14 protein-coding genes are annotated in these 14331 nt (G+C 60.4%); 8 read left to right on the top strand and 6 right to left on the bottom strand.

Annotated elements, in window-relative coordinates; genetic code table 11:
* Positions 1-205: 205 nt before the first annotated feature.
* The 3 genes from fecA to GIW28_RS29535 all read right to left on the bottom strand — a co-directional run bounded on the left by fecA (position 206) and on the right by GIW28_RS29535 (position 4062).
* Positions 206-2542, bottom strand: coding sequence for a TonB-dependent Fe(3+) dicitrate receptor FecA (gene fecA, locus GIW28_RS29525; RefSeq protein ID WP_170036326.1), 2337 nt, complete (start codon positions 2540-2542; stop codon positions 206-208).
* Positions 2543-2635: 93 nt separating this feature from the next.
* Complete coding sequence (locus GIW28_RS29530) at positions 2636-3577, bottom strand: FecR domain-containing protein (RefSeq protein ID WP_099548470.1); 942 nt, start codon at positions 3575-3577, stop codon at positions 2636-2638.
* Complete coding sequence (locus tag GIW28_RS29535; RefSeq protein ID WP_099548693.1) at positions 3574-4062, bottom strand: sigma-70 family RNA polymerase sigma factor; 489 nt, start codon at positions 4060-4062, stop codon at positions 3574-3576. Before GIW28_RS29535 ends, GIW28_RS29530 begins: the two co-directional genes overlap by 4 nt.
* A gap of 171 nt (positions 4063-4233) precedes the next feature.
* Here GIW28_RS29535 and GIW28_RS29540 point away from each other — a divergent pair, with 171 nt between their 5' ends.
* The 6 genes from GIW28_RS29540 to GIW28_RS29565 all read left to right on the top strand — a co-directional run bounded on the left by GIW28_RS29540 (position 4234) and on the right by GIW28_RS29565 (position 10503).
* The gene (locus tag GIW28_RS29540) at positions 4234-4536 is read left to right on the top strand and encodes a DUF3649 domain-containing protein (RefSeq protein WP_026013535.1); all 303 of its coding nucleotides are present in this window, start codon (positions 4234-4236) and stop codon (positions 4534-4536) included.
* Positions 4533-6101, top strand: a complete 1569-nt coding sequence (locus tag GIW28_RS29545; RefSeq protein WP_236447531.1) for a PepSY-associated TM helix domain-containing protein — start codon at positions 4533-4535, stop codon at positions 6099-6101. Before GIW28_RS29540 ends, GIW28_RS29545 begins: the two co-directional genes overlap by 4 nt.
* Positions 6102-6428, top strand: a complete 327-nt coding sequence (locus GIW28_RS29550) for a DUF3325 domain-containing protein (RefSeq protein ID WP_017135159.1) — start codon at positions 6102-6104, stop codon at positions 6426-6428.
* Positions 6429-6435: 7 nt separating this feature from the next.
* On the top strand, positions 6436-7014 hold the full coding sequence (locus GIW28_RS29555; RefSeq protein WP_017135158.1) for an RNA polymerase sigma factor: 579 nt from the start codon (positions 6436-6438) through the stop codon (positions 7012-7014).
* Entirely contained in the window at positions 7011-7988 is a 978-nt protein-coding gene (locus tag GIW28_RS29560; RefSeq protein WP_138452886.1) for a FecR family protein, read from the top strand. The genes GIW28_RS29555 and GIW28_RS29560 overlap by 4 nt, the downstream gene beginning before the upstream one ends.
* Positions 7989-8262: 274 nt before the next feature.
* Entirely contained in the window at positions 8263-10503 is a 2241-nt protein-coding gene (locus tag GIW28_RS29565) for a TonB-dependent receptor (RefSeq protein WP_186616782.1), read from the top strand.
* A gap of 179 nt (positions 10504-10682) precedes the next feature.
* Here the strand turns inward: GIW28_RS29565 and GIW28_RS29570 are convergent, their stop codons facing one another.
* Both GIW28_RS29570 and yejK read right to left on the bottom strand, forming a co-directional pair.
* Entirely contained in the window at positions 10683-11033 is a 351-nt protein-coding gene (locus GIW28_RS29570) for a glutaredoxin family protein (RefSeq protein WP_236447530.1), read from the bottom strand.
* Positions 11033-12037 (bottom strand): nucleoid-associated protein YejK, encoded by a 1005-nt coding sequence (gene yejK / locus GIW28_RS29575; protein ID WP_003171997.1) that lies wholly within the window; start codon positions 12035-12037, stop codon positions 11033-11035. The genes GIW28_RS29570 and yejK overlap by 1 nt, the downstream gene beginning before the upstream one ends.
* A gap of 397 nt (positions 12038-12434) precedes the next feature.
* On the opposite strand from yejK, the gene GIW28_RS29580 reads away from it, so the two are divergent.
* Positions 12435-12716 carry an HU family DNA-binding protein gene (locus GIW28_RS29580; RefSeq protein WP_003188840.1) on the top strand — a complete coding sequence of 94 codons (282 nt, stop codon included), beginning with the start codon at positions 12435-12437 and terminating at the stop codon, positions 12714-12716.
* A gap of 111 nt (positions 12717-12827) precedes the next feature.
* Here GIW28_RS29580 and rlmF read toward each other — a convergent pair whose 3' ends face one another.
* Positions 12828-13847 carry a 23S rRNA (adenine(1618)-N(6))-methyltransferase RlmF gene (rlmF, locus tag GIW28_RS29585; protein ID WP_069551850.1) on the bottom strand — a complete coding sequence of 340 codons (1020 nt, stop codon included), beginning with the start codon at positions 13845-13847 and terminating at the stop codon, positions 12828-12830.
* Positions 13848-14087: 240 nt separating this feature from the next.
* On the opposite strand from rlmF, the gene GIW28_RS29590 reads away from it, so the two are divergent.
* Positions 14088-14331: hypothetical protein (locus GIW28_RS29590; RefSeq protein ID WP_236490468.1), on the top strand; the 244-nt coding region annotated here is incomplete at its 3' end.

Below are 14331 nucleotides of genomic sequence, written 5' to 3' on the forward strand. Positions count from 1 at the left end.
CAGCCTCGCTGAGGCTCAACAGCTCCCACATTGGATCTTTGTCGCTGGCGGGATTTGTGTATGACGCGATGGCCCTACGAACTGAGATCTAACCAACACAGCCGATCCCCTGTGGGAGCTGTCGAGCTTTAGCGAGGCTGCGAAAGCGGTGGGTCAGGCAGCTTATGTTTCGCCAGTGCCGCCGCCTTCGCAGCCTCGCCGGTACCTAAAACGCGATGGAGGTCTGCACGTACACCGTGCGAGGCTCGCCTACATATTTGCCTTTGTTGTTGTCGTCGAACGAGCGCGTGAAGTACTGCTTGTTGAAGATGTTTTTCACTCCGACCGCCACGTTCAAGTCCGACAGTTGCGGGCCGAAGTCATACGCTGCGCGGCTGCTGAACAGCATATAGCCGGGGATACGCCCGTTGGCGCCGTCGGCAGTTTCGGCCTGGGTGTTGGCGTTGTCGGCGAACTGGCTGCTCTGGTAGCTGCTGTCGACATTGAGCTTCCAGCGGCCTTCGGTGTAACCCACGCCCAGCGTGCCTTTGTGCTTGGACGAGAAGGGCACGCGGTTGCCTTTGTTCGGGCCGTCTTCGCGGATGGTCGCGTCCACATAGGCGTAGGTGGCGTACACGTCAAAGCCCGCGAGCGCCGGGCTCAAGCCGTCGAGGGCGTAGTTGATGCTCGACTCGATGCCCTGGTGGCGCGTTTCGCCACGGGCGATCACCGTATCGTTGGTCTGGTTGCTGTCGTACTGGTTGTCGAAGTTGATCAGGAACGCGCCGATCTCCGCACGCAGGCTGCCGTTGTCGTAGCGCGTGCCGAGTTCCCAGGTGCGGGCTTTTTCCGGCTTTACTTCGCCGCTGCTCACGCGGTTGGGCATCTGGCTGTATTGCACGCTGCCGAACGAACCTTCGGTGTTGGCGTAGAGGTTCCAGTCTTCGGTAAGGTGATAGAGCACGTTCAACGCCGGCAGCGCGGTGTTGTAGTCGCCTTTGTATTTGACGTTGCTCAAGTTGTTAGTCTGCTGGGACTCGATCATCTCGTAGCGCACGCCCGGGGTGATGGTCCACTTGCCGATGTCAATGCGGTCGTCGATGAAGAACGCGTTGGCTTCGGTGGCGCCACGGGTGTCGCGGTCGTTGCGGCTGTTGGTGTTGGGCAGTTGCTGGTTGGCGCTGATCGGCGTGCGGTAGCGCATCTCATGGCCGGCCTCGCTGATGTAGCGGTAGCCAACGCCCACTTCATGGCTGGTAGGGCCAAGATCGAAGCCTTGGGCGAAGCGCGTTTCCAGGCCACGTACCCAGTATTCGCGCGGGGACAACGACAGGAAGTTGCCCTGGTCCAGGTAGCCATTACGCAAGGTGGTGGTGAAGAAGGTGTTGGCAGTGAATTCGCGGCGGTCTTCCTGGTAACGGTAACCGGCGTTGAACATCGTGCGGCGGCCCCAGAACTTGTCGTAGGGGCGGGTGGACTGGTACGGGTCCGCCTTGTAGTCCTTGACGTTCAAGCCGCCGGGCATATCGGCCTGGCCTTCGTAGTACTGCGCCATGGCGTTGAAGCTGTTGGCGTCATCCAGCTGGTATTTGCCCTTGAGGATCAGGTCGTCGATGCGCGTGTTGCTGTTTTCGCGCCAGTCGCCGCCACGGGTGCCGGAGTACAGGATTGCGCCACCCAGGCCGTTGTCGGCAGTGCCGCCAGCCAGCAGGTTACCGGTGGTCTTGAAGCCGTCATGGCTGGAGGACGGGCTGGTCTCGGTCTGCAAACCGCCTTTGACGGTCGGCGTATCCGGGATTGCACGGGTCACGAAGTTGACGATGCCGCCCACGTTCTGCGGGCCGTAGCGCACGGCACCGCCACCGCGAACCACGTCTACGGCGTCCATGTTGCCCATGCTGATCGGCGCGAAGGACAACTGCGGCTGGCCATAGGGCGCGAACGGCACCGGAATGCCGTCCATCAACACGGTGGAGCGCGAGGCCAGGCGCGGGTTGAGGCCACGAATACCAAAGTTAAGCGCCATGTCATGGCTGCCGGTGCCGTTGTTTTCCGGGGCGTTGACGCCGGGGATGCGGTTGAGCACATCGCGGGCCTGGGTGGCGCCTTGGCGTTCGAACTCTTCGCGGCGGATCACATCACGGGCGCCGGGGTGCTCGAACACATTGGTTTGCGCGGCGTCGCCAAGCCAGTCGCCGACCACGCTGGAGGTTTGCAGCTCCACGGTCGCAGGCGCACTGGCCGGTTGCAGGCTATAGGCCTTGTCGCCCTCGGCGCGGGCTTGCAGGCCGGTGCCTTCCAGCAGTTTTTGCAGGCCTTCGTCGGCGCTGTAATTGCCCGACAAACCACGGCTCTGCAGGCCGGCCGTGACTTGCGAACCGAACGAAATCAACACGCCAGCTTCGCGACCAAATTGATTCAGCGCGGCTTCCAGCGAGGCCGGTGCGATGTGATACGGCTTGGCCTCGGCCGCCACCACCTGAGGCAGTACGGTAAAACTGAGGCTGGCGCCCAGTAACAGTTGGCGCAAGGTGCGGGCGAGAGGGGTCGGCTGCTGGGGCATGACGTGCGGTCCTGAGAAGGAAGGATCAAGGGGGCTTTCCTTCTCTGTCACGCGAGGTGTGGAAAACGGCTCACTGTTCTTGAAAATAATTTTTCAGGCGCGGGCCTGAACGGTTACCCAGTAGCGCGTAAAGCGCCGCACCTTGACCGGCAGGCTGACTTCCAGCAGGTCGAGAATGCGTTCGCTGTCGGCCAATGGATAACTGCCGGACAACAGCAGGTTGGCCACTTGCGGGTCGCAGTTGAGCTGGCCCCGGCGATAACGGCCAAGCTCTGCGAGGAAATCGTCCAGGCGCATATGCGCCGCCACCAGCATGCCGTCGGCCCAGGCGCCGCTGTTGGCGTCGTTCGGGCGCGGCGTGTCCCAGCCTTTGCGGGTGAAATTGACCTGGCGCGCGGCCTCGACGGTCAACGGCAAACCGCTGTAGCTGTTGGGCATCACGTCGACATGGCCGTCAAACACCGCCAGTTGAGTATGGTCGTTGAACTGGCGCACATTCAGCCGGGCCGCCTGGCTGCTGAGCAAACCCTGGCCGGTGAGTACGCGCAGCGGCGTATCACCTGCGCGCGCCGTCAGCAATATCTCGCCTTCAAGCACGCGGATCAGGCGCTGCTGCCGATCAAAATGCACATCCACTGCACTGCCGGTATTGAGCTGCAACTGGCTGCCATCGGCCAGCTGCACCTTGCGACGCTCGCCGATAGGGCTGCGGTAGTCGGCGCTCAGCGGCGGCAAAATATGCTGCTGGCGCAAGCCCCAAGCGGCGGCTGAACCCGCGCCGAGAATCAGCAACAGCTTCAGGGCCTGGCGTCGGCTACTCGATTGCGGCGCGTTCAGCGCTGCGTGAGCGAGAGGCGAGGGCATGCCACGCAGGCGCTGGTTGACGCGTTGGATATGGTCCCATGCGCGCTGATGTTCACTGTGGGCATTCAGCCAGTGCTGCCACGCCGCTTGCTGGCGCGGGTTAAGCGCACCTTGCTGCATTTTCATCAGCCAGTGCACAGCCTGTTCCGCAACCTGGGTAGAAAAGTTCATAGGGCGAAGTAGCAGCGCATCGCTGCTTTATTCAGATGGCGTTTGACCGTGGCAATGGAGATGCCCAGTTCGGCGCCGATTTGCGCGTAGGTCAGGCCGTCGAGCTGGGCCAGCAGAAAGGCGCGCTTGACCTGCACGGGCAGGCCGTCGAGCAGTTGGTCCAGCTCCACCAGCGTTTGCAGGATGATGGCGCGGTCTTCTTCCGAGGGCGCCACGTGTTCGGGCATCTGCGCGAGGGCATCGAGGTAGGCGCGCTCCAGGTCCTGGCGGCGGTAGAAGTTGAACAGCACACGTTTGGCCACGGTGGTGAGGAAGGCGCGTGGCTCGATCAGCGTGGGGGCTTCGCGGGCCGTGAGCACGCGGATGAAGGTGTCTTGCGCCAGGTCCGCCGCGCTTTGCGGGCAGCCGAGTTTGCGTCGCAACCAGCCGGTAAGCCAGAGGTGATGGTCGTGGTACAGGACTTCGACGGTGTTGGACGGCTGCAACGCGTTCACTCCGAAAGTATCAATGCACTTTAGAGAACAAGAATTGTTCGCATTGTAAGGGGCGTGATACGCGTTCGGCAATCCATGCGGGCAGGTGATTCATCCGTTCTCTTTTGCTTATGAGAATATTTATCATTAATATTGCGCGCTGATGAATCTGGCGTCTCCCCGATGAAAAGCAAACCCTCACTGGCCGTCTCTTACCGCCTCGCAGTCACCTCGCGTGCATTGGCCGCTGTGGTCGGCGGCTATCTGATGGCGTCGCTGGCGGCCGTGTGTATGGCGCTGTGGATGCCCACCTCGCGCGCCGACGCGGTGATCACCGGGATGATGAGTTCGTTTGTGTTCTATCTGCTCGCCGTCATCTGGTGCTTCGCCTGCCGCACAGCCTCGCGCGCCTGGTTTGGCGTGATGCTGCCGAGCGCGTTATTTGCCACCCTGGCGGGCGTGGGTTTTTGGATGGCACGCACATGAAAGAGGGCTTTCGCCAGGCGATGGCCTGGTTGCACACCTGGGCCGGCCTGATCTTCGGCTGGCTGCTGTTTGCGATTTTTCTGACCGGCACCCTGGCCTATTTCAAAGACGAAATTACCCACTGGATGCAGCCCGAAGTGCAGGCCCATCCGCTGGACGCGGCGCGCAGCCTCGCCGCCGCGCAAACCTATCTGCAGCAACAGGCGCCCAACGCCGCGCGCTGGTTTATCACCCTGCCCAACAGCCGTGACCCTGGCCTGTCGGTGATGTGGCAAGACAAGATCGACCCCGGCAAACGCGGCAGCTTCATCCAGAAAGTCCTCGACCCTGTCAGCGCTCAACCGGTCCAGGCTCGCGAAAGCATGGGCGGCGATTTCTTCTACCGCTTCCACTTCCAGCTGCAAATGCCTTACCCATGGGGCCGCTGGCTGTCGACGATCGCCGCGATGGTGATGTTCGTCGCGCTGATCACCGGGATCATCACCCACAAGAAAATCTTCAAGGACTTCTTCACCTTCCGCCCACGCAAGGGCCAGCGCTCCTGGCTCGACGGGCATAACGCGGTGGGTGTACTGGTGTTGCCGTTTCACCTGATGATCACCTACAGCAGCCTGGTGATCTTCATGAACATGGTGATGCCTGCGCCGATCCTTGCCTCGTATGGCGACGACAGCCGTGCGTTCTTTAATGAAGTGTTCCCCAATACCAACAATGCGCCGGCACTCGGCCAGCCGGGCAAGTTGCTGCCATTACTGCCGATGTACGAGCAGGCGCGCACGCAGTGGGCCGGTGGGCATGTGGGCCGTTTGGTGGTTAACAACCCTGGCGATGTGAACGCGTCGGTCAATGTGGTGCGCGCCGGCTCCGACCGTGTGGTGCATGACTTTGGCAGCAGCGTGTCATTCAGCGGCACCACCGGCGAGTTGCTGCGGGTCAGTGGCGAACAATCGCTGCCGGCGGCGATTGGCGGCAGTTTCTATGGCCTGCACATGGGCCATTTCGCCGGCCCGGTGCTGCGCTGGCTGTACTTTATCTGCGGTCTGGCGGGCACGGCGATGATCGGCACCGGCCTGGTGATCTGGCTGGGCAAGCGCCAGCTCAAGCACGCTAAAACCGGGGCGATGCCGTTTGAACTGCGGCTGGTGGAAGTGCTCAACATCGCCAGCATGTCTGGCTTGATGATCGCCATCGCGGCGTTTTTCTGGGCCAACCGCCTGTTGCCGGTCAGCTTCGCCGAGCGTTCCGACTGGGAAATACAAACCTTCTTTATCGCCTGGGGCCTGAGCCTGTTGCACGCCCTGTTGCGGCGCGGTCGTCAAGGTTGGGTCGAGCAACTGAGCTTCGCTGCGCTGCTGTTTGTGGCGATCCCTCTGCTCAACGCACTGACCACCTCGCAGCACTTGGGCACGTCATTGGCCAAGGGTGATTGGGCCATGGCCGGTTTTGACCTGACCTGCCTGGCCAGTGGCCTGTTCCTCACCTGGGCGGCGTGGAAGATGCAACACCGCACGCAACCCAAGGCCGAACGTGTGCGGGCAATGACGCTCAAGCAGGAGGCGCACTGAATGCTGCTCGCCCTGTTGATGTGCTACGCCGGGTTTACCGCGTTGTGCCTGGCCACCGACCGCCATCACGGCGAGTTGCTGCACAGCAAGCCGTCGCCCGCGCGGCGCTCAAGCCTGCGCATGGCCGGTTGGTTGTTGCTGGGCGTGTCGATCTGGCCCGCCGTCGCCGCTTCAGGTTGGGCCCAAGGGTTGGTGGAGTGGTGCGCGGTGTTGATGCTCAGCGCGCTGCTGCTGGTGTTGCTGTTGCCGTATCGGCCAAGGCTGGTCTTGATTCTGGCGGGCGCCGGCCTGCTGGTCAGCCCTGTGGCGGCCTTCGCCTTATGCTGAGCCAGTGATGATGATCAGCACGCCACCCGAATCCCAGGACAGCCCGCACACCGATGCGGCCGGTGGACGTGCGCATTTTTTGCAGGTGTTTTTGTCCCAGCGTTCGCAAATGGAAGCCTTGGTCAGTCGCCGGGTGGGGTGCCGCGCCACGGCGGCTGATTTGGTACAGGATTTATTCCTGCGCTTCTGGCGCCGCCCGTTGGTGCAGGTCGAAGAACTCAGCACTTACTTGCTGCGCTGCGCCGGCAACATTGCCATCGACCATTTGCGCAGCGAAGGCGCCCGCGTACGCAGCAGCGAAGGCTGGCTGCCGGAGCAACAGGACAATCAGGGCTGCGAACCCCAGGCGGCACTCGAAGCGGGCAATGATCTGCGCCATGTCGAAGCCGCCTTGCGCAGCCTGCCGGAGCGCACGCGGCAGATTTTTTTGCTCAACCGCATTCATGGCCGCAAGTACGCCGAAATCGCCAAGGCCATGGGGTTGTCACAAAGCGCTGTGGAAAAACATATGATGCGTGCCCTTGAAGCCTGCAAGGCCAGCCTTCGCGAACCATCGCCCCCACGCACGCCAGGGAAAGCACCGTGAACGTCACCCCCACGCCCGCCCAGGAGCAGGCCGCACTTGACTGGCTGAGCCTGTTGCACGACCAGCCCAGCAGTGGCGACCAGGCCACCTTCAGCCGCTGGTTGCGGGCCGATCCTGCCCACGTCGAGGCTTATTCCCAGGCCCAGGTGCTGTGGGAGTTAAGCGAAGTACCGGCGCGCACACTGGCGGGCGAAGACGCCCTGGCCTTGCAGGGTTACCTCAACGCGATGAACACCTCGAAACGTTCGCGCGGCGTTCGCTGGTCCGGCGCCTTGGCCATGGCCGCGTGCCTGCTGGTGATGGTGTCGATGGGCGCCGGGTGGCAGCCGTCGCGTTGGGTTGATGACTTCGGCGCCGATTACGTGACCGCACCGGGGGAAGTGAAAACCGTGACCCTGGCCGACCAGTCCCAAGTGACCCTGGATGCCGACAGCGCCATCGCCGTGGATTTCAGTCACGGTGAGCGGCATATCCAGCTGCGTCGCGGTGCCGGTTTTTTTAGCGTGACCCACACCGGCCAGTCCTTTGTGGTCGAGGCCGGCAGCGGTGAAGCGCGGGTGTTGGGCACACAGTTCGAAGTGCGCCTGCAACCGGCGGGCGCGCAAGTGACGGTGTTGTCCGGTCGGGTTGGCGTGACGCCATCCAGGCAAGGCCAACAGCAAATTCTGACCGCAGGCCAGCAAGTGGCTTACGCCGACGGTGTGGCCGAATCGATGCACGCGGTCGACAGTGAATCCCGCCTGGCCTGGCGTGACGGTTGGCTCAATTACTACAAAGCGCCGTTGGCTGACGTGGTCAAGGACCTGAGTCGTTACTATCCGGGGCGCATTCTGTTGCTGAACGACGAGATGGGCGCCAAGCGTGTCAGTGGCAGCTTTCCGAGCAAGGACCCAGTGGCGGTTTTAAATGCCCTGCAGGCGGTGCTGGGGTTTGAACAGCACACACTATTAGGCCGAATGATTGTGTTGCGTTAGACACGAACGGTTTGCTGGCCACCTTTTTTCCAACTGTTTCCCTCGCGATCATTTCCTGCCGGCAGTTACAGGCCAGGTATCACGCTGCCTGTAGATCCTTCACTTAACCTTCATCGCAATTGCCAAAACCTGTCACCAAACCGTTACACGCGCCAAGGATGATCCTCGGATTCCTGAGCAGATGGTCAGGAAGGCTGGCGTCGCCGTTCACCCGGTTCTGACAGCCAGTACCGCCCTCCATAACAACAGATAGATGCACGTAAGGGATCTACTTGTGAAGATCAACACACTCTCTGCCCTGCTGTTTGCATCGGGCCTAGGTAGCTTTGCGCCATTGGTTTTGGCAGACACCACGCAGGACGTTGGCTCGGTGGACATCGCCGGTAAACAGACCCTGGGCAACGGCCATATGATCCGCGAAGAAAGTGCCAAGGCGCGGTCGACGGTGACCAAGGAAGCCATGGACCAGATGTCGTCGACTGCCAACGCCATCGATAAGCTCAAATACACGCCGGGCATCAACGTTTCCAGTGATGACGCCAGTGGCACCAGCGGCACCAACTTCACCATGCGCGGCATGAACTCCGACCAGATCGGGGTTTCCGTCGACGGTGTGCCGATCAACGATTCGGGCAACTACAGCGTCTACTCCAACCAATTGGGCGACCCGGAAAACCTTGCGGAAGTATTCGCGACACAGGGTTCTTCGGAAGCTGACGGCCCGCACATCGGTTCCAGTGGCGGCAACATCGGCATGATCACCATCCGGCCGACCAAAGAGGCCGGATTGTTCGCCAAGCAGATCGTCGGCGCCAACGACTTGCGCAAGACGTTCGTGCGGGTCAATACCGGTGATTTCGGCGGCCTCAAGACTTGGGTCTCGGCGTCGCACCTGGAAGGCGACAAGTGGCGTGGCAAAGGCACCCTGCGCAGCGACAAGGTCGAGTGGAGCAGCCTGTTCGAAGACGGCAGCGGCAACTCCACACTGGCCACGATCAAGTACAACAACCAGGAAAACTACAACTACAACTCCTTGAGCAAGTCGCAGTTCGACACGGATGGGCGGCGCAAGGACTACTCGGAAACCCCGGTGTACAAATCCGGTTTGCTGTCGTCTTCCTACAAGCTCAATCGCAACCCTTTCGAAAGCGTGAATGCCACGCTCACCCAGCGCTGGCAGTTGCAGGACAACCTGGCGCTGACGGTCACGCCCTATTACTACTGGGCCAACGGTGGCAGTTTCAGCGGCCAGACCGCGTCGAACCTGGGGCCGAAGTCCGACAAGGCTGGCAACTACGACCTGAGCAACCTCAAATCGCTCAACTACTACCGCCCTTCGTGGACCGAAACCTGGCGCCCAGGCGTTACCGCCAAAATGAAATGGGACATCAACGAAGAACACAGCCTGGACTACGGCTACTGGTATGAGCGCGCACGCCAGCGCCAGAGCCAGCCGTTTATCGGCATCAACGGCGAAGGCGCACCCGATGACGTGTGGGGCGACTACAACGGCGGCGGCCAAGTAGTCGACAAGAACGGCGCGACGGTACAAGGCCGTCATTACTACACCGTCACGCCGGCGCAGAAGCTCTGGGTGCAGGACAGCTGGCAAGCCACGCCAGACCTGAGTTTTGTCGGCGGCGTGGCCTATCAGTACGTCGAGCGTGACGGCAACAACCTGGGCAGCCTCTACGACAAACCGGAAAAGCGTAACACCCGTTACCACCAGTTCCTGCCGAACTTCAGCGCCAAGTACCAGATCGACGAGAGCAACCAGGCGTTCTACAACGTCACCCGCAACATGCGCACACCGCCGAACTACGTGCTGTACAACAAAGGCGATTCGGTAAGCCTCAAGCCTGAGTTGAGCTGGAACCAGGAACTGGGCTGGCGCTTCACCGAAGACGATGTGGCGCTGAGCGCGACGCTGTTCTACATCAGCTTCAAGGACCGCCAGTTGTCGACCACCGACCTCAACGGCGACTACGCCGTAATCAACGTCGGCAAGGTCGACAACAAAGGCCTGGAGCTGGAGTGGAGCGGGCTGTTGCCGCATCACTTCAACTACTACGCGTCCTACACCTACACCCAGTCTGAACAGAAAGACAATCTGCTCAGCAAGAACGTGTTGTTGCCCACCGCCGGCAAGCAGCTGGCCAACGTGCCGGAAAACATGTTCAACCTGGTGTTTGGCTACGACGACTCGCGCTTCTACGGCAACGTTGCCGGCAAATACGTCGGCAGTTTCTACGGCGATTTGACCAACGACGAAAAAATCTCCGGGCGTACCGTGGTCGACCTCAACGCGGGTATCTATTTGCCGGTGGACAAGAAAGTCATCAAATCCGCGACCCTGCGGCTGTCGATGCTTAACGTCTTCGACAAGGAATACCTGAGCTCGGCGCGTACCGTGTCGTTTAACTCGGCGCCGGTAAACGGCCTGGCGCCAAGTACGGCGTATTACAACGTCGGTGAAGAGCGCACGGCGATGGTGTCGCTGGAAGCCAACTTCTAAAGACGCTGCAGAACTGAATGTGGGAGCTCGCTTTTTGTGGGAGCTGGCTTGCCTGCGATGCAGGCAACTCGGTCTGTCGGTTACTGCGCGCTGATGCTATCGCAGGCAAGCCAGCTCCCACAAAAGCCAGCTCTCCTACAAACCAGGTCCCACACAAGCGGGATGCTGCAACGGTGGGGTTACTTCAAGGCGGCCATGATCGCTTCCGGGTTGTAGTCGCGAATGAGCGTGCCATTCACGTCCACAAACGGAATCCCGCCGCCGCCCAGCGCCTCATACGACTTGCGCGCCTGGGCATCCTTCTCGATATCGAACGCCTGGTACGGCACCCCTTTCTGGTCCAGAAAGCGCCGGATCTGCTTGCAGTAGCCGCACCACTCGGTGGCGTAGAGCACCACGCGCGCCGAGGCGCGTACCTGCTCCGAAACCACCTGTGAGGGGTTGAACAGCCGCTCGATCTTGCCCCAGTTCTGGATGACTACCACCACCAGCAACACCAACAGGACTTTCTTGAGCACCCCGCCGAACATCAGTTGCGGCGCTTGAGCTGGTCGGTCAGTTGGGTCGGCAGGCCCTTGATGATCAAGGTGCCGGCGGCTTCGTCGTATTCGATCTTGTCACCCAGCAGGTGCGCCTCAAAGCTGATGGACAAGCCTTCGGCGCGGCCGGTGAAGCGGCGGAACTGGTTGAGCGTGCGCTTGTCGGCCGGAATTTCCGGCGACAGGCCGTAGTCCTTGTTGCGGATATGGTCGTAGAACGCTTTTGGCCGATCTTCATCGATCAAGCCCGACAGCTCTTCCAGGCCCATCGGCTCGCCGAGCTTGGCCTGGCTGCTGGCGTAGTCCACCAGGGTTTTGGTCTTTTCGCGGGCGGATTCGTCCGGCAGGTCTTCGCTTTCAACAAAGTCGCTGAAGGCCTTGAGCAGGGTGCGGGTCTCGCCCGGGCCGTCGACGCCCTCCTGGCAGCCGATAAAGTCGCGGAAGTACTCCGAAACCTTCTTGCCGTTCTTGCCTTTGATAAACGAAATGTACTGTTTGGACTGCTTGTTGTTCTGCCACTCGGAGACGTTGATGCGCGCCGCCAGGTGCAGCTGGCCCAAGTCCAGGTGGCGCGACGGGGTCACGTCGAGCTCATCGGTCACCGCCACGCCTTCGCTGTGGTGCAGCAGGGCGATGGCCAGGTAGTCGGTCATGCCTTGTTGATAGTGGGCAAACAGCACGTGGCCGCCGGTGGAGAGGTTGGACTCCTCCATCAGCTTTTGCAGGTGCTCGACCGCCGTGCGGCTGAAGGTGGTGAAATCCTGACCACCGTCGAAATATTCCTTCAACCAGCCGCTGAACGGGTGCGCGCCGGACTCGGCATGGAAGAAACCCCAGGCCTTGCCTTGTTTGGCGTTGTAGCTCTCGTTGAGGTCGGCCAGCATGTTCTCAATGGCGGCCGATTCGGACAGCTCCGAATCGCGGGCATGCAGAACTGCAGGTGTGCCGTCGGGTTTTTTGTCGATCAGGTGAACAATGCAATGACGGATCGGCATAGGCTTCTCGGCTGGTTGAAGGGGAGCGGTGGGCCTCCCCAAAAAGTCGCCCAGTGTACCGCACCCGTTGGCCAAGACGCGCCTGCAAGGCGGTTTTGGACAACCTCCGACGGCCCATATGCCTTTTTTTCACGGTTTAGAGCGATAAAGCTGACCAAATGGGTATGTTGAGGCGGATATTTCCCCGTCTCTGTGCTAGTTTTGCCCCGTCTTACGCCAAGTCTCGGCGTTAAGCGTGCATTCAGCATCTGTCAGGTCGAACCAATCCCCGTTTCAAGCATCTATAACCCCGATCTCCGTGGTTGTAGGCCTGGGGTGCCAGGCCATGACGGTCGGGCTCGACGGCTGACACTGCACTCTGCAATCCATATGAATTTGATAGGGAAGGAACACCACAATGGCTATTACTAAAGACCAACTGATCGCTGACCTGGCTGAAGCAGTAGACGCACCGAAAACCACCGTGCGCGCTCTGCTGGACCAACTGAGCCAAGTTGTTGCTGATCAGCTGGAAAACGGCGGCGAAATCACTCTGCCAGGCGTTGGCAAACTGAAAGTGACCGAGCGTCCAGCCCGTACTGGCCGTAACCCTTCGACTGGCGCTGCCATCGAAATCGCTGCCAAGAAAGTTATCAAGCTGGTTGTGGCCAAAGGCCTGACCGACGCTGTTAACAAGTAAGACGCAGCAAAAAAAACCGTGCCTCGGAGCGATCCGGGCACGGTTTTTTGTTGCCTGCGATTTGTGATGTGCTTTGTGTGGCGAGGGAGCTTGCTCCCTCGCCACAGTGATTCAGTCGCGAACCCAGCGCTGGCGCCAGATCTGCTGCTCGTTCTTGGTCTGGAAGGTCCAGGCCACAAAACGGCTTTGCTTCTGCCCCTGGGACATCTCCACCACCTGGCTTTCCAGCACGCCGGCTTTTTTCAGGGCTGTCTCGATCGCGGGCAAGTTCGACGCTTTTGACACCAGCGTGCTGAACCACAGCACCTTGTGGGCAAAATGCGCGCTCTCGGCGATCAGCTGCGTCACAAAACGCGCTTCGCCGCCTTCACACCACAGCTCCGCCGATTGACCGCCGAAGTTCAGCACCGGCAGCTTGCGCTTGGGATCGGCCTTGCCCAGGGCGCGCCATTTGCGCTCGCTGCCCTTGGTGGCTTCGTCCATGGACGCGTGGAAGGGCGGGTTGCACATGGTCAGGTCAAAGCGCTCACCCGGCTCCAGCAAGCCCAGCAGGATCTGTTTGGGGTTGGGTTGCTGGCGCAACTGGATGACCTTGCTCAGGTCATTGGACTGCACGATGGCCTTGGCGGCGGCCACAGCGATTGGGTCGACCTCGGAGCCGAGGAAATTCCAGCGGTACTCCATATAGCCGATCAGCGGGTAGACGCAGTTGGCGCCCATGCCGATGTCCAGCACCTTGACGATAGAGCCGCGCGGAATCTTGCCGTCGTTGACGCTGGCCAGCAGGTCGGCGAGGAAGTGCACGTAGTCGGCACGCCCCGGCACTGGCGGGCAGAGGTAATCCTGCGGGATATCCCAATGCTGGATGCCATAGAACGATTTAAGCAGTGCCCGGTTAAACACCCGCACCGCGTCCGGGCTGGCGAAGTCGATGCTCTCTTTGCCATACGGGTTAATGATCACGAATTTCGCCAGTTCCGGCGTGGTCTTGATCAGCGCCGGGAAGTCGTAACGGCCTGTGTGGCGGTTGCGCGGGTGCAAGGTAGCCTCTTTGCGCGGCGCGACGGGCTTGGCCGGGGCTGCGGTTTTAGGCTTCTTGCGCGGTGGTTTGGGTGTGCTGGGGGCGGTCATGTTGATTCTGGTGTTGGCTCAAAGTGGTGGGCATTGTCACACATTCCTGACTGAAAACAGGAATATCTAGCTTTAGGGGAGTAACCAGAATGCGCGTGTAATCGGAATTATAACGTGACGGGTTATTCGTTAATAATTAGCTGACCTGTTATTTCTGACAGTAGATTGTGGGTTTTTCGGTGTGTTAGTTTTTTATTGAGATACACAGGTTGGTCTCAATCTACTTAAGGTGATAACACAATGAATAAGCACTTTTCTGTAATTTTAGTTGGGTCGATGTTGCTGGCGATGAATGCGTGGGCGGCAGGGGAGTCTCCTTCGGAGAATCCACGGAACGCCGCCGGGACCATTATTGTAGAGTCAGACGGCGCATCTGTGTTTAGGGTCAGTGATGGCGACTTTGCCGATCCGCTCACTATTGGAGTGGCTGGGTCTTTACTCCGAGAAGGTCAAAACCTCTTTATCGAAAACAAAGGTTCAAAGG

Origin of the sequence: Pseudomonas sp. PA-5-4B, assembly GCF_021606215.1 — a bacterium.
Lineage (GTDB): Bacteria > Pseudomonadota > Gammaproteobacteria > Pseudomonadales > Pseudomonadaceae > Aquipseudomonas > Aquipseudomonas edaphica.

Excerpts from the sequence above, each read along its gene's own strand:
- fecA (WP_170036326.1), bottom strand. The coding sequence starts at position 2,542 with ATGCCCCAGCAGCCGACCCCTCTCGCCCGCACCTTGCGCCAACTGTTA.
- GIW28_RS29530 (WP_099548470.1), bottom strand. The coding sequence starts at position 3,577 with ATGAACTTTTCTACCCAGGTTGCGGAACAGGCTGTGCACTGGCTGATG.
- GIW28_RS29540 (WP_026013535.1), top strand. The coding sequence starts at position 4,234 with ATGAAAAGCAAACCCTCACTGGCCGTCTCTTACCGCCTCGCAGTCACC.
- GIW28_RS29545 (WP_236447531.1), top strand. The coding sequence starts at position 4,533 with ATGAAAGAGGGCTTTCGCCAGGCGATGGCCTGGTTGCACACCTGGGCC.
- GIW28_RS29550 (WP_017135159.1), top strand. The coding sequence starts at position 6,102 with ATGCTGCTCGCCCTGTTGATGTGCTACGCCGGGTTTACCGCGTTGTGC.
- GIW28_RS29555 (WP_017135158.1), top strand. The coding sequence starts at position 6,436 with ATGATGATCAGCACGCCACCCGAATCCCAGGACAGCCCGCACACCGAT.
- GIW28_RS29570 (WP_236447530.1), bottom strand. The coding sequence starts at position 11,033 with ATGTTCGGCGGGGTGCTCAAGAAAGTCCTGTTGGTGTTGCTGGTGGTG.
- yejK (WP_003171997.1), bottom strand. The coding sequence starts at position 12,037 with ATGCCGATCCGTCATTGCATTGTTCACCTGATCGACAAAAAACCCGAC.
- GIW28_RS29580 (WP_003188840.1), top strand. The coding sequence starts at position 12,435 with ATGGCTATTACTAAAGACCAACTGATCGCTGACCTGGCTGAAGCAGTA.
- rlmF (WP_069551850.1), bottom strand. The coding sequence starts at position 13,847 with ATGACCGCCCCCAGCACACCCAAACCACCGCGCAAGAAGCCTAAAACC.